We start from the raw sequence: 14,620 nt of genomic DNA, 5'->3' as shown, positions 1-14,620 counted from the left end.
TTGGCTCATGGAGCTCACCGACCCGACCGCGATCCGCGCGCTCTCGCACCCGCTCCGCCTCGACCTGCTCGACCTGCTGGCCACCCGCGGCTCGATGACCGCGGCCACGGCCGGCCGGATCCTCGGCGTCCCCCAGGCGAACTGCTCATTCCACTTGCGACAGCTGGCCAAGTACGGCTTCGTCGAGGACGCCGGGCCCGGCGACGACAAGCGGGCCCGCCAGTGGCGGCTGCCCGACCCGAGGCCGACGATCCGCGTCGAGTCGAACCCGGCGGTCCAGCAGGAACTCGAGACGCTCGTGATCGAGCGGGAGGCCAACGCGGCGCTCGACTACGCCCGGCGCACCGACCCGGAGGCCGTCGACTGGCGCCGCCACGCCGGCCCGGTCAGCGCGATCGCCGTCGTCACCCCGGAGGAGGCGGCGGAACTGCGCCGCCAGTGGCTGGAGCTGCTCGAGCCCTACCTCAACCGGCGCGCCCCCGGCCGTCCCACCCGCTTCTTCCTCTCCGCCACCCCCATGAAAGGCGACGACGATGATCGACTTTGAGACCAGCGCCCCGGCGACCGGCCTGCTCGACATCGACTGGAACCACGACGACCCGATCCAGGTCCACGCCTACGACGAGCACACGGTCGTGCTGCGCCAGAGCAAGAAGGTGCACTACGAGGCGCCGTTCATGTTCCTGCTGTTCGGCAACGAGCGCGCGCTGCTGCTCGACACCGGAGCGACCGCCGACTCCCCGTTACGCGCCACGGTCGACCGGCTGATCGAGACCTGGCGGCAGGCCCACCCGCGCGAGACCTACGGTCTCGTCGTCGCCCACACCCACGGTCACGGCGACCACGTCGCCGGCGACGACCAGTTCCGCGACCGCCCGGACACGACGGTCGTCTCCGCCGACCTCGCCGAGGTCCGGGCCTACTTCGGCCTGCCCGAGGAGCCCGGGGCCGAGGTCCCCTTCGACCTCGGCGGTCGCGTCCTCACGCTGCTCGCCTCGCCCGGTCATCACCGGGCGTCGGTCACGGTCCACGACCCGTGGACCGGCATCCTGTTCACCGGTGACACCGTGCTGCCGGGCCGCCTCTACATCGAGGACACGGACGCCTACCTGGCGTCGATCCGCCGGCTCGTGGCTCTTGCGGACGCTACGCGAGTCACGCACGTCGTCGGCTGCCACATCGAGATGACGAGCCGCCCCGGCCGCGACTACCCGCTCGGCGCGACCCACCAGCCCGACGAGCACGCGCTGGCGATGACGCCCGCCGACCTGCGGGCGATCCGCGACGCCGTGGAGGCCCACGCCACCCGCCGGGGCGTGTACCGCTATCCCGACTTCATCGTCTACAACCGCCCGCCCGTGCCCCGGATGCTGGCCCTGGTGGCCCGGGGACTCGTCCGCAAGACGTTCCACCTCGGTCAGCGTCGGGCCGCGACCGCGTGGCGGCGACGCCAGAACTCCGCGTCGGGCCAGCGGTCCTCGGCCGCGTAGAAGTCGGCCCGCCGGTGGAGGTAGGCGGTGGTCTCCCGGTCGAGGGCGTCCTCGTAGGCGCGGAGCGGCCCGGTGTCACCGCCGAGCAGGGCGACGACGGCGCCGGCCGCGTCGGCCGCACCGCGCAGGGCCTTGGCGACGCCGTCGCCGGTGATCGGATCGACCGCGAACGCCGCGTCGCCGACGGCCACCCACGGCTCCGTGAACTCCCGCCGGTGCAGTCGGTGGCTGCGGGCCGGCACCACCCGCAGCGTTCCCGCCGGGCCGACCCGCTCGGCCGTGCGGGGTCCGAGACGCGCAGCCCACTCGCTCGACGTCGTCAACCGCCCGGAGCGGGCCAGGTCGGCGTCGGTGAGCAGCATCGCGACCAGACGTCCGGCGCCGGCCGGCGCGCAGTACCACCATCCCTCGGGCACGGTCTCGACCAGCCCGAACCCGCCCGGGTCGGGGTCCGGCGCGAAGCCGGTCACCGCCACCAGCCGGTCGAACGCGATCCGCTCGGCGTCCCGGCGGCGCCCGAGCCGGGCGGCCCGGCCGGTCGCGTCGACCACGACCCGCGCGGACACCTCCCCGCCGGTCGACAGCCGCAGCGTCCAGCCGGCTCCGCCGGGACGCACCTCGCGGCAGACGACGCCGAGGCGCACCGACGCGCCGGCCGCCTCCGCGGCCGAGGCCAGCATCCGGTCGAACGCGGCCCGGTCGACGTACCAGCCCGGCCCGTGCGGGTCGGACAGCGTCGAACTGGACGAGTCCGTGCCCCACGAACTGCGCACCCCGTACGACGGCCGGGGGCCGAGCGCGTCGAACGGTTCCCGTACCCCCAGCGCCCGGAGCGACGGGGTCACCGCGGGCGACAGCGACTCCCCGACCCGGGGCGTGGAGAACCGCGACCTTTCGAGCACGACCACCCGGTACCCGTCGAGCGCGAGGCGCCGCGCGGTCGCCGACCCGGCCGGGCCGCCGCCGACGACCGCGACGTCGAAATCCGTCACCTCAGCTCGCGCCACACCGAACGGTAGCGTCAGACGGCGATCAGTGCTCGAACGGCGAGCCCGAGGCCGACGAGGAGGACCAGTCCGGCGGTGGCCAGGGGTGCGGCCTTCGACCAGCGGGCGGCGGCGGCCGGGAGGAACTTCGGGGTGAGGCGCCAGGTGGTCCAGCGGTCCTGGATGACGATCAGCGCGAGGCCGGCCGCGGTGAGCGCGCCGGCCATGCCGAGGCCGTAGCCGAGGACGAGGAGGATGCCGAACGCGGTGCGGCCGAGGCCGATCGCGCCGAGCAGGATGACCAGCGCGGACGGGCTCGGGACCAGGCCACCGGCGATGCCGACGCCGATGAGGCCCAGGCGGCTGGGCCGCTCCGGCCCGTGCGAGTGCGTGTGCCCGAACAGGCCGTGCGAGTGAGTGTGCCCGTGCCCGTGCTCGTGGCCATGCGCGTGCTCGTGACCATGCTCGTGCTCGGCGCTGTGTTCGTGCGCGTGGTCGTGGCCGGCGGCGGCCGAGCCCACACCGGCGTGAACCAGCTCCCGGGCCGGCTCCGCCGCGTGACCGTGCCCGTCCGAGCGGTCGTCGTGGGTGTGCGTGTGGCCGGCTCGGCGGCTCCGGGCCTCCAGCAGCATCATCACGCCGACCCCGGCGACCAGCAGTCCACTCACGACTCCGAGATACCCGAGCACCGTCTCGCCGACCAGCCCCGCGACCGTCGTCAGCAACAGACCGAGCACCAGCACACCGCCGGTGTGCGTCAGCGTCACGGTGCCCCCCACGACCAGTGCGTCGCGCCGACGGCCGCGCCGCCCGGCCAGGTACGCGGCCATCACGGTCTTTCCGTGACCGGGCAGCGCCGCGTGCCCGGCGCCGAGCGCCAGCGCCAGCAGCACGGCCAGTGCCCCGACCGCCGGAGTCAGCTCGTGCCGCCCGGCCAGCGCCCGCAGCTTCGCGTCGGCGGCCGCGGTCCAGCGCGCGAACACCGACCCGTCCGAGACGGTCGGCGCGGCCACCGCCGACGCGTCCGACGCCCCCGGGTGCACCCGGAACGACGCCGACCGCACGTCGAGCGGCGAGCTCAGCAGGTCCTTCGGGTAGTTGCGCAGCCCGTCGCTGACGTCGTCGGCCGGCAGCGGCGACCCGCTCAGCCCGACCCCGTGCCCCACCGCGGTGAGCTCCCGCCAGCCCACCCGGTCGGTCCGGTACGCGTTCGACACCCGCACCGCGGCCGACGACCCGAGCGCCGCCGGACCGGTCAACGCACAGGTCAACCGGCTGGTCCGGAGCCCGGCCGACCCGGCCACGTACTCGTAGGCCGCCGACGAGACCGTCCAGCGCACCCGCGACGAGTCGACCGTCACCGCGAACGCCCCGGACAGCGCGTCACACGCCCCCTTCGCGTACGACGCCCGCTCGGCCGGCGACGGCGTGCCGTCGTGATCGGCGTCCACCGCGGACTTGTCCTGCAGCGTGGGCAGCTCGGCCGCGTCGACGGTCGCCGCGACGTCGACCCGGTCCCGGTAGAGCGCGATCTTCTCCAGCTGGTTCACCGAGAAGTTCCCGAGCGGATGGGCGTCCGCCGGGTCGGCCGACCACAGGACGATCAGGCCGAGGGCCAGAACGACGATCGACAGCCTGCTGATCAGCGTCCGCATCAGAGCCTTCCGAGGGCTGCGCGCGCCGCAGGCGCATCGACCGGTGAGAAGTGCGGGTTGAGCGCGAGCGCGGCCGTCAGGTCGCGCTTCGCCGCGGCCGGCCGGCCGAGCGCGGCCTCGACGACCCCCCGGTGGTACAGGAAACGCGCACTGTGGACGCCGAGCGCGGCGGCGCGCTCGGCGTAGCGGAGCGCCTCCGCGTCGCGGCCGTTCGCGTGCAGGGCCTGAGCCATCGCGTCGGCGACGTCCGAGAACTGGCGACGTTTCCACTCGCGCTGGGCGGCGGCGAGAGCCGCGGCGGGCTGCTTGCGGGCGAGGGCGAGCTGGACAGTGGCGAGGTCGTCGGAGCCGCCGTTGGCGGCGAAGAGCTGACCGGCCGCCTCGGCCAGCGCGAGCTGCTGGGTGGCCTCGGCCGTCCGCCCGGCCGCGGTGAGGTACTCGGCGTACTCGATCAGGTAGGTCGGGGTGGGGGTGCGCTCGGTGAGGAGTTTGTACTCGGCCAGGGCGGTGTCGAGGTCGCCGCGGGCCGCGGCGAGCTGGGCGTTGCCCTGGTGGAGCGGGAGGTAGTCGGGGTCGGCCTCGAGGCCGGCCCGGTACTCGGTGGTCGCGGCGGCGAGGTTGCCGTACTTCCAGGCCAGCTCGCCGAGCTGGTAGCGGCAGAACGCCAGGTCGGCGGGGTCGATCGCGCTCATCAGGGCGCGGCGCATGAGCCTCTCGGCGTCCTGGTCCAGGCCGTGCTGCTCGAGGTCGTAGGACGCGCGGGTCAGTGAGGCGAGGGCCGGGCGCAGATCGAGCATGTGCTGGATCGCGTCGGTCGCTTCGGTGGGGTGTCCGAGCTGCGTCTCGGCGTCGGCGAGGACTCCGTAGGCGTCGGGGGAGTACCTGTCCTGGGCGAGGGCCTCGCGGGCGCGGGCGCGCGCGGTGGCGAAGTCGTGACGGGCGTTGGCGAGGGCGCCGAGTCCGGTGAGCGCGGCGGCGTTCGGGGTCGGGCGCACCGTGAGGGATTGCTTCAGGGCGCCCTCGGCTTTCGGGTACCAGCTGGGGTCGGCGGTGATGCGGGCTTTCTCGACGTAGGCGCCGCCGAGGGAGGCCCAGGTGACGTAGTCCTTGGGGAGCCGGCGGAGCCGCTCCTGGGCCTTGGCGATGGCGGCGTCGAGGGCGGCGGCCGCGTCGGGGCGGCGGCCGGAAGCGGCGGCGGTCGGTTCGGGTTCGGAGGTCTTCCGGGGGCCGAGGGCGCCGCCGATGAGGAGCACGGCGGCGGCGAGCACGACGACGACCCCGCCGGCGACCAGCCACCGCCATACGGATGATCGCTGCTCGTGGGGGCCGGGGTGCGGGCTGGGGCCCGGGCCCGGGCCGGGGTGCGGGTCGGGGCCGGGGCCCGCGTGCGGGCCGGGAGCGTGGGTCGGGGTGGCCGGGCGGGCGGCTGTTTCTGGAGCGGGAGCCTGCGCGGGCGCGGCGGCGAGCCCTCCGGCGGGCGTGGGCGCGGGCGCGGTGGCGGGTTCCGCGACGGGAGCGTGCGCGGGCGCGGTGGCGGGTTCTGCGGCGCGCGCGTGCGCGGGCGCGGTGGCGGGTTCTGCGGCGGGAGCTTGCGCGGGCGCGGTGGCGGGTTCTGCGGCGGGAGCTTGCGCGGGCGCGGTGGCGGGTTCTGCGGCGGGCGTGGGCGCGGTGGCGGGTTCCGCGGCGGGCGCGGTGACGATGGCCTGCGTGAGCGGTGGCGGTGCCGCGGGTGCGGCGGCTTCGACTACCGAGGCGGCCGCCTCAGTAGTCGGTGCGTTGGCCTCGTCGGTGGATGCGGCTGCTTCGACGGTCGGTGCGGCTGCCTCGTCGGTCGGTGCGGTGGCATCAGCGGTGGGAGGGATGGCCTCGTTGCGGGGCGTGGCGGTGGCGGGCTCTTCGGCGGGCTTCGGGGTTGAGGACGTTGGGTCGGGGGTTCTCGGGGCAGGGGGCCGAGGCACGGGGACAGCGGCCGGGGACGCGGCCGGGGACGGAGCGCCCGCTTGGGCCTCGGGGGTGGGCACCGAGGGGGCGGGGGCCTTGGGGGGCATGGGGGTCTCCTCACTTGCGCGTGTGCCGCCCGCGCTCAGTAGAGCGCGGGCGGCGAGAGAGCCGGTCGAGCGTGCCGGGGCCCGACCGGCCCGATCAAGCCCGCCTTGCGGCGGCCGATTGTGCCCGCCCGGCGGCAATTCCACCCGCCCGACGGCGGCCGAATCCCAGTAGGCGGACCCGGCCGCCTGGCGGCGGGCGCTACGGACGAGCTACCGGCGGTGCCCACCCCGCCGCGACGGGAGCGTCGCGGTCGTCGGGCGGCGACGGAACCAGGCGACGAACCCGGCCACCGCACACAGGATCGCGGTCGTCGACGCCGCGGTGATCGCCGATACCCCGGTGGCACCCAACGACTGAGTGGCCGCCCGGTTCACGGTCGACGTGTGACCCGCACCGACGTTCACGCCGTCCTCGTTCGGCAGCGCGACGAACGGGAACTGCCGCTCGAACCGAGCATCGTTCGCGTTCACCTTGTCGCCCGCGGCCAGCGCGTCCACCAGCTTGCCGTTCTGAGCCGCACCCTCCATCGCCTGGATCGCGATGTCGACGACGTCGTCGCCGAGGCGACGGCCGTTCGGGAAGCCCTCGGTGTCACCGGCGAGCAGCCCCAGCCGGTTCGGCTTGGTGTTGTGCTTGTTCGTCAGGTTGAGCCGCAGCATCTCCGACGCCCGGAACTTCTTGGCATTGACGTCCTTGTTCAGCAGCTGCGAGTTCAGGTCCACGTCGATCGGGCCGTCGGCCTTCTTCGCCAACCCGGTCAGGAAGATCTCCACCAGGTCGTCGCGCGGAGCGTCCGGCGCCGGGATCTTGTAGATCTGCTCGATCAGCTTCGGCAGCTCCGGATCGGTGACCCGATCGACCGCTTCCTTCACGTCCGCATCCTGATCCGGACGGAGAGCGTTGAACGCGTCCTTCAGTCCGGCCGGCAGCACGACCTCGTTGACCAGCGGGTTACCCAGCCGGGAGACCTGCACCGTGTCGTTGCCGAGCGACGCCTTGGTGTTGCCCGAGATCCGGACCTTGTTGCGCTCGGTGGTCGACCACAGGCCGACGGCCGGGTTGCGCTTCACGTTTCCGCGCAACGCGAGGGCCTCGGCCGGCACCTGCAGCGCGATCGAGTTGACGTTGTAGCCACCCAGCGTGTCCTGGCCGACCTCGCTGAGGTCGCCGCCGTACAGCAGGTCGAAGACCCGCAGGTCGGCGAAGAACGGGTCGTCGGCCTGGCCGGCGAACGCCTTGACCTTGCCCTTCTTGACGATCGCCTGGTCGCGCAGCTTCTTGTAGTCGGGCATCGACGCCTTGCCGACGAACGACGGCGCGACCGGCGCGTTGCGGACGATCGTCTGGCTGTAGCGGCGGCCGCCGTCCTGCGAGACGTCGAGCGTGTAGGTCTGCTTGAATAGCAGGTTCTCGTCGTTGATCGACGTGACCGGCCCGTTGTTGTAGAGGAACGTGTCGTTCCCGCGCTTGTCCTGGTTCTTGAACGTCCACCGGAAGACGACGTCGGGCTTGGCGTCGCCGTCGTTGTCGATGTTGATCTTGTAGGCGGCGTCGGTCGCGAACGGGTAGAAGTTCGGGCCGCCGTTGGGCTCCTCGAACGGCTGGAAGTTCGCGATCAGCAGGATCGAGCCGGGGGTGTCGGGGCTGGCCATCGCGTAGAAGTCGGTGTTGTCGACGGCCGGGTCGGCGGCGATCAACGGTGCTTCGCGGTGGCTCGAGCCCTGCGCGGTCATCGGTCCGAAACCGGTGAGCGCGGTCACCAGCGCGATCCCTCCAACGGCCAGACCGGCTGCGGTCCGGCGCAGACGCCGCCCGGTTGGCGGAGCCCCTGACGGGGTACTCGTCGGCAGCGGCGTCGTCGTCATCCGGGTTCCTCCACGATGGAAATAACCGTGAGCGTGGTCAACCCGGGGGACGTGCACAGAACGCCCGAGGATCAGCTATGTGACGTGGGCCACATTCTCCATTTGCGAGCAACCTTGAGATCTCCGCAGCTCAGAGCGACAATGCGCGCCACGAGCGGCGAAGACCACGGAACCAATGGCTAGTCAAGTGACTCATGTGACGTAGCCCTGAAGGGCCTCGAGCGCGTCGGCCGGCGACGGCATCGCGGCGATCTCGTCGCGCAGAACCTGGGCGGTCGCGCGGTGCACCGGTTCACCCAGGAGCGCGAGCGCGCACGCGGCGACCGTGCCCGGGCTCAGGTCGTCCTCGGCCAGCGTCAGGCCCGACCCCTGCGCGCTGATCACCTCGGCGTTCACGAACTGATCCGCGCCCTGCGGCAGGATCAGCTGCGGCAGGCCGTGCGCGGCCGCGCCCAGCGTCGTCCCGCTGCCGCCGTGGTGCACCACGACGCTTGCGTCCCGCAGCACCTGGTCCTGCGGTACGAACTGCGCAATGCGGACGTTACTCGGCACCGAGCCGAGCGCCGACGGGTCGCCGGGACCGACCGCGACCACGACCTGGACGGGTAACCCGGCCAGGCCTTCGATCGCCGCCCGGAACACGTCGGTCTTGCCGTACGAGACCGTGCCGAGCGTCAGATACACCAGCGGCGTGCCCGGCGACTCCCACCGGCCGGGCGGGCTCCACGGCACCGGCCGGATCGGGAACCGGGTGGGCACCGCCAACGGCGCCGGGTCGGCGATCGACGCCGGCCAGAAGTCGAGCACGGCGTCACCGAGCATCGGGTCGGCCGGCGGACGGCCGTTCCAGATCCAGTTCAGGTGCGGTTCGGCGACGGCCAGGATCCCGGCCGGCATCGAGCGCCCGATCGTCACCGACACGCACGGCACCCCGGCCCGGCGGGCGGCGCCCGCGGCCCCGACGTCGCTCATCTCGTAGACGACCAGGTCGGGCTTGATGAGCGAGAGCAGGTAGTGGACGTCCGGCATCGTCCGCCGGGGGAGGACGTCGGCGAACATCGTCACGAGGACGTCGACGACCGGCCCGTTGGGGTGGCGCCGGGTCGCCTCGGCCTCGGCGGCCCCGACGCTGATGCCCGCCTCGCGGGCGTCGAAGCCGTACCCGGCCAGCTTCCCGACGAAGTCCGCGCCGGTCGCGAACACCACCGTGTGCCCGGCCGCCCGGGCCGCGAACGCGAGCGGGAGGAGCGGATAGAGGTGTCCGTACGCCGGCCGTCCACAGAACAGGATCCGCACGCTGTCCAGAGTAGAGGCCTTGACGACCGTGTTACGTTCTTCTCGTACAGAGAATTACTCAATCTGAGAAGAACGGCAACGGCGATGAACGAGCGAGCGTTCCTGGAGGCCTACGACCCCCGCGACTACCCGGCGGTCGCGGTCTCGGTCGACGTCGTCGCGCTGACGATCCGCGACGGGGTGCTGTCGGTACTGCTGGTCGAGCGGGGGGCGGCCCCGTTCAGGTCCCGGCTCGCGCTGCCGGGCGGCTTCGTCGGCGACGAGACCCTCGACGACGCGGCTCTGCGCGAACTCGCCGAGGAGACCGGTCTCGACGCCACGAACGGCCGGCTGGCTCGCGTCCACCTGGAGCAGTTGAAGAGCTACGGCGATCCGGGGCGAGACCCACGGATGCGCGTCGTGTCGGTGGCCTACCTCGCGTTCGCGCCGAGCCTGCCCGACCCCCGGCCCGGCGGCGACGCCGCCGGAGCGGCCTGGGTGCCGGTCGCGACGATCAGCGAGGCGCGCCTCGCGTTCGACCACAGCCGGATCCTGGCCGACGGCCTGGAGCGGGCCCGGGCCAAGCTCGAGTACTCGCCGCTGGCCACCGCGTTCGTCGGGCCGGAGTTCACGATCGCCGAACTGCGCGCGGTCTACGCGGCGGTCTGGGGCGAGGACCTGCACGCGGGCAACTTCCACCGCAAGGTGCTGTCGGTGCCGGGTTTCGTCGAGGGCACCGGGACGACGACCGCGCGCGGCGGCGACCGGGGCGGCCCGCGGGCCAAGCTCTACCGGGCCGGCGACGCCCGGGTGCTGCACCCGCCGCTGCTCCGCCCGACGTCGGAGGAGGACGTGCGGTGACCGATTTCGAGGACGCCGTGCACCTGATCTTCGCCGCCGAAACGATCACCGATGCCGACTACCGGCGCCTGCGCCGGATCGTGCATCCCGATGCCGCCCCTCTCGGCAGCGAGGGCATCGCGACCTCGGCGTTCACCCGGCTGACTGAGCTGTGGGAGAGCCGGATCGGGCCCTACACCGTGCTCGGTGACCCGATCACCGGCGACCTGGCCGACCTCTTCCGGGTGCGTTCGGCCAAGGGCACCGCGCTGCTCAAGGTGGCCCGCGACCCGGCCGACAACGACCTGCTCGAGACCGAGGCGGCGGTCCTCCGGCGCCGGAAGCAGAAGCCGGCCTTCTTCCCGCGTCTCTTCGACACGCTCGTCATGGACGACGACGGCGACCGGCGCGCCGCCAACGTGCTCGAACACTGCGCCGGGTTCGTGTCGCTGGCCGAGGTCGAGCGGGCCTACCCCGACGGCCTCGACCCCAGGGATGCGGCCTGGATGTGGCGCCGGCTCCTGGTCGCGCTCGGGGCCGCCCACCGGGCCGGCGTCGTGCACGGCGCGGTGCTGCCCGAGCACGTGCTGATCCACCCGGCCGAACACGGCCTGGTGATCGTCGACTGGTGCTACGCGGTGATCGGCCGCGGGCCGATCCCGGCCTTGGTCGCGCGCTACCGCGACGCCTACCCGCCGGAAGTGCCGGCGAAGGAGCCGGCCACCCCGGCGACCGACCTGTACCTGGCCTCGGGGCTGATGCTCCGGCTGATGGGGCCGCGCGTGCACCCCGCGCTGCGCCGTTTCGCCGACGGGTGCCGCCTGGCCCGGCCCCGGATGCGCCCGCAGGACGCCTGGCGCCTGCTGGCCGAGCTCGACGACCTCCTGCACCGGCTCTACGGCCCGCGCAGGTTCCGCGAATTTTCCGTCCCCGCTTAAGGAGAACACCATGGGAAGCGGACGCTGGTCCACCGACGTCTACACCGCGGCCGAGAACTTCCGCGCGGCCACCGGCCGGAGCGCCTTCGCCTACAGCGACAGCGGCGCCCGCACCGTCCACCCGAGCCTCGACCCGCGCGGTGTCACGGTCCGGGAGAGCCGGGACTCGGCCGAACACCCGGCCAGCACGCCGATCGCGGTGCTGTTCGACGTCACCGGCTCGATGGGTGGCGTGCCCCGGGTGCTGCAGACGAAGCTGCCGCAGTTACTCGGCCTGCTGCTGCGCAAGGGCTACTGCACCGACCCGCAGATCCTGTTCGGCGCGGTGGGCGACGCCACCTGCGACCGGGTGCCGCTGCAGATCGGCCAGTTCGAGTCCGACAACCGGATGGACGACGACCTGGCGAACATCGTCCTGGAGGGCGGTGGCGGCGGCCAGAAGACGGAGTCCTACGAGCTCGCGATGTACTTCCTGGCCCGGCACACCGACACGGACGCCAAGCGGCACGGCCGCAAGGGCTACGTCTTCCTGATCGGCGACGAGCTGCCGTACCGGTCGGTGAAGGCGCGGGAGGTCCGCGACGTGATCGGCGATCGTATTTCCGAGGACATCCGAACCGAGACGCTGGTCGCCGAGCTGACCCGCAACTACCACGTCTACTACCTGCTCCCGGCCGGCACGGCCTACGCCGGCGACCGGACCGTGCTGAAGCGCTGGCGCGATCTGCTCGGCGAGAACGTGCTCGAGCTCGACGACCTCGACGCGGTCTGCGAGACGATCGCGCTCACGATCGGGCTGAACGAGGACACGACCGACCTCGACGCCGGCCTGGCCGACCTGGCCGACCTGGGCTCGTCGGCCGTCCGGACCGTCGGCAAGGCGCTGACCCCGTACAGCCGGGCCGTGCGCCGGCGCGGGCGTCCGGTGCGGGCGGCGCTGCCCCGGTCCCGCGGCGGCTCGGGGAGCGTGCGGTTGTGACCCACACGATCGTCGTCGACCTGGGCTACGGCGACGCGGGCAAGGGGCGGGTCGTCGACCTGCTCTGCGCCGAATCCGACGTGGAAGCCGTCGTCCGGTTCAACGGCGGCGCCCAGGCCGCGCACAACGTCGTGCTCCCGGATGGCCGGCACCACACGTTCGCGCAGTTCGGGTCGGGCACGTTCCGGGGCGTGCCGACCCACCTGTCCCGGTTCGTCGTCGTCGACCCGCTGGCGCTGGCGGCCGAGGCCGCCCACCTCGCGTCGGTCGGCGTCCGCGACCCGTTCCGGCTGCTGACGATCGACGCCGACGCGTTGCTCGCGACCCCGTGGCACCGGGCGGCGAACCGGGCCCGGGAACGCTGCCGGGGCGCCGGCCGGCACGGGAGCTGCGGGCTCGGCGTCGGCGAGACCGTCGCCTACGGGCTCGCGCACCCGGCCGAGGCCCCGCGGGTCGGGGACGTGCTGGACCCGCCCCGCCTGCGGTCCCGCCTGGCCGCGGTCCGCGACCGGCTGACCGCGTCGAACGGCCCTCTGGACGCTCCGCCGCTGGACGACGTCGTCGCGGTCTTCGCGGCGTTCCGGGACGCGGTGACGATCGTGGATTCCGGCCACCTCGGCGGGCTGCTGGCGTCCGGGCGGTGCGTGTTCGAGGGCGCGCAGGGCGTCCTGCTCGACGAGTGGTTCGGCTGGCACCCGCACACGACCTGGTCGACGACGACGTTCGCCAACGCGGAGACGCTGCTGGCCGGCGCCCGGGCGGAACGGCTCGGCGTCGTCCGGACGTACACGACCCGGCACGGCGCCGGCCCGCACGTCACCGAGGACCGGGCGCTGGACCTGCCCGAGCGGCACAACGGCACCGGAGCCTGGCAGGGCGAGTTCCGGCGCGGCCACTTCGACGCGGTCGCGCACCGGTACGCGGTGGACGTGTGCGGGGGAGTGGACGCGCTGGCCGTGACCCACCTGGACGCGGCCGACCCGGCCCTCGGGATCTGCCCGGAGTACGCCAACGGCTGGACCCGCATCCCGGTGGGCACCCGCGGCGACCTGGCCGCCCAGGAACGGCTCACGAACACCCTGACCGGAACCACCGCCCGGGGCGTCTACCGCCCGGCCGACCGGGTCACCGAGATCGAGGCCGTGCTCGGCGTCCCGGTCGTGCTGGGTACCGACTCGCCCAGCGGGCCGGCCGTCCTGCGTCGAGCCCTCGTACCATGAGCGCCGTCGCGCGTCCGGACCCGCTGGCCGGCCTCCGCCCCCGTGTCGGGCCGGCCCGGCCGCCCCGGAGAATGCCACAGGTGCGAACAGATCCATTCCGGACGCTCTGGGCCGCGGTCGGCATTTCGAACCTGGCCGACGGCGTCAACCTGGCCGCCGCCCCGCTCCTCGCGGCCACGCTGACCAGCGACCCGGTCGCGATCGCCGGGCTCACGGTCGCGCAGCGTCTGCCCTGGCTGTTCTCGCTGGTCTCGGGCGCGATCGTCGACCGCGCCGACCGGCGCACGGTGGTTCGCGCGGCGACCGGCGTCCGCGCGGTGACGCTCGGCGCGCTCGCGGTGTCGGTCGCGCTCGGGTTCGCGTCGATGCCGTTGCTCTACGTCGTGTTCGTCGTCCTCGGTACCTGCGAGACGCTGTTCGACAACGCGTCCGCGGCGCTGGTGCCCGCGCTGGTCCCGTCGGACGGGCTGGAGAAGGCCAACGGCCGGATCCAGACGACGTTCGTCGCGCTGAACGAGTTCGCCGGGCCGCCGATCGGCGGGTTCCTGCTGGCGATCGCGCTCGCGTTGCCGTTCGCGGCCGGCTCGCTGGGGCTGGTCGCCAGCCTGGCCGTGCTCACGCTGCTGCCGCGCTCGGCCCCCGGTGGCGAGCCGGCCGAGCGCCGGTCGCTCTGGGCCGACATCCGGACGGGTGCCCACTGGTACTGGCGCTCCCCGGTCGTCCGCAGTCTGAGTTTCCTGTCCGGCGTCGGGAACGCGATGACCGGGGCCAGCTACGGACTGCTGGTGCTGGTCGGAGACCAGCGGCTGAACGTCAGCCCGCGCGGCTACGGGGTGATGCTCGCGGTGGGCGCGATCGGCGCGGTGGCCGGCGGCCTGGTCGCCGACCGGATCGCCCGGCGGGTCCCGGCGCCCGTGCTGATCCTCGTCACGTCGGTGATCTCGGCCGGTGCGGTGGCCGCGCTCGGGCTCGTCCGGAGCCCGGCGCTGGCCGCGGCCGCCCTGGCGGTCGACGGGTTCGTGGTGCTCGTGCTCAGTGTGGTGATCGTGTCGCTGCGCCAGCGGCTGGTGCCCTCCGAGCTGCTGGGCCGGGTCAACGCGGTCTACTTCACGGTCGCGCTGGGCGGCCTGGCCGTCGGCGGCCTGGGCGGCGGCGCCATCGCCCGGCTGGCCGGCCTCCCGGCCCCGTTCTTCGTCTTCGCCGCGCTGATGCTGCTCACCACCCTCGCCGTCCTCCCGGCGATCCGCTCCGCGTCGCGCGGACCGGCCTGACCATGTGACGACCGCGACGTGTTCGATTCAGGTGCGGTCTGGCAGCCTAGGC

12 protein-coding genes are annotated in these 14,620 nt (G+C 73.6%); 7 read left to right on the top strand and 5 right to left on the bottom strand.

What is annotated here, in order from left to right; all coding sequences use genetic code 11:
* Nucleotides 1-7: 7 nt before the first annotated feature.
* Both FL583_RS01320 and FL583_RS01315 read left to right on the top strand, forming a co-directional pair.
* Entirely contained in the window at nt 8-547 is a 540-nt protein-coding gene (locus FL583_RS01320) for a winged helix-turn-helix domain-containing protein (RefSeq protein ID WP_142702561.1), read from the top strand.
* The gene (locus FL583_RS01315) at nt 534-1,490 is read left to right on the top strand and encodes an MBL fold metallo-hydrolase (protein ID WP_142702560.1); all 957 of its coding nucleotides are present in this window, start codon (nt 534-536) and stop codon (nt 1,488-1,490) included. The genes FL583_RS01320 and FL583_RS01315 overlap by 14 nt, the downstream gene beginning before the upstream one ends.
* Here the strand turns inward: FL583_RS01315 and FL583_RS01310 are convergent.
* The 5 genes from FL583_RS01310 to FL583_RS01290 form a co-directional block, all read right to left on the bottom strand.
* Nucleotides 1,418-2,482: an NAD(P)/FAD-dependent oxidoreductase gene (locus FL583_RS01310; RefSeq protein WP_170323429.1), complete on the bottom strand. Its 1,065-nt coding sequence runs from the start codon at nt 2,480-2,482 to the stop codon at nt 1,418-1,420. The genes FL583_RS01315 and FL583_RS01310 overlap by 73 nt on opposite strands.
* Nucleotides 2,483-2,511: 29 nt before the next feature.
* Nucleotides 2,512-4,131, bottom strand: a complete 1,620-nt coding sequence (locus tag FL583_RS01305) for a HoxN/HupN/NixA family nickel/cobalt transporter (protein WP_142702558.1) — start codon at nt 4,129-4,131, stop codon at nt 2,512-2,514.
* Nucleotides 4,131-5,399 (bottom strand): tetratricopeptide repeat protein, encoded by a 1,269-nt coding sequence (locus tag FL583_RS01300; RefSeq protein WP_142702557.1) that lies wholly within the window; start codon nt 5,397-5,399, stop codon nt 4,131-4,133. The genes FL583_RS01305 and FL583_RS01300 overlap by 1 nt, the downstream gene beginning before the upstream one ends.
* A 990-nt stretch (nt 5,400-6,389) precedes the next feature.
* Nucleotides 6,390-8,045: a DUF4331 domain-containing protein gene (locus FL583_RS01295; RefSeq protein WP_142702556.1), complete on the bottom strand. Its 1,656-nt coding sequence runs from the start codon at nt 8,043-8,045 to the stop codon at nt 6,390-6,392.
* 192 nt (nt 8,046-8,237) lie between these two features.
* Nucleotides 8,238-9,341, bottom strand: a complete 1,104-nt coding sequence (locus FL583_RS01290) for a glycosyltransferase (protein WP_142702555.1) — start codon at nt 9,339-9,341, stop codon at nt 8,238-8,240.
* 84 nt (nt 9,342-9,425) lie between these two features.
* On the opposite strand from FL583_RS01290, the gene FL583_RS01285 reads away from it, so the two are divergent.
* From FL583_RS01285 to FL583_RS01265, 5 genes are all read left to right on the top strand, one after another.
* Nucleotides 9,426-10,181: an NUDIX hydrolase gene (locus tag FL583_RS01285; RefSeq protein WP_142702554.1), complete on the top strand. Its 756-nt coding sequence runs from the start codon at nt 9,426-9,428 to the stop codon at nt 10,179-10,181.
* Nucleotides 10,178-11,098: a lipopolysaccharide kinase InaA family protein gene (locus FL583_RS01280; protein ID WP_142702553.1), complete on the top strand. Its 921-nt coding sequence runs from the start codon at nt 10,178-10,180 to the stop codon at nt 11,096-11,098. Before FL583_RS01285 ends, FL583_RS01280 begins: the two co-directional genes overlap by 4 nt.
* 10 nt (nt 11,099-11,108) lie before the next feature.
* The gene (locus FL583_RS01275; RefSeq protein ID WP_205751756.1) at nt 11,109-12,077 is read left to right on the top strand and encodes a type 2 periplasmic-binding domain-containing protein; all 969 of its coding nucleotides are present in this window, start codon (nt 11,109-11,111) and stop codon (nt 12,075-12,077) included.
* Nucleotides 12,074-13,297, top strand: coding sequence for an adenylosuccinate synthetase (locus FL583_RS01270; protein WP_142702552.1), 1,224 nt, complete (start codon nt 12,074-12,076; stop codon nt 13,295-13,297). The genes FL583_RS01275 and FL583_RS01270 overlap by 4 nt, the downstream gene beginning before the upstream one ends.
* 80 nt (nt 13,298-13,377) lie before the next feature.
* Nucleotides 13,378-14,568 (top strand): MFS transporter, encoded by a 1,191-nt coding sequence (locus FL583_RS01265; protein ID WP_170323428.1) that lies wholly within the window; start codon nt 13,378-13,380, stop codon nt 14,566-14,568.
* Nucleotides 14,569-14,620: the final 52 nt, after the last annotated feature.

The organism is Cryptosporangium phraense, from assembly GCF_006912135.1.
GTDB classification, from domain to species: Bacteria; Actinomycetota; Actinomycetes; order Mycobacteriales; family Cryptosporangiaceae; genus Cryptosporangium; species Cryptosporangium phraense.
This window is presented reverse-complemented; position numbering and strand designations above follow the sequence as displayed.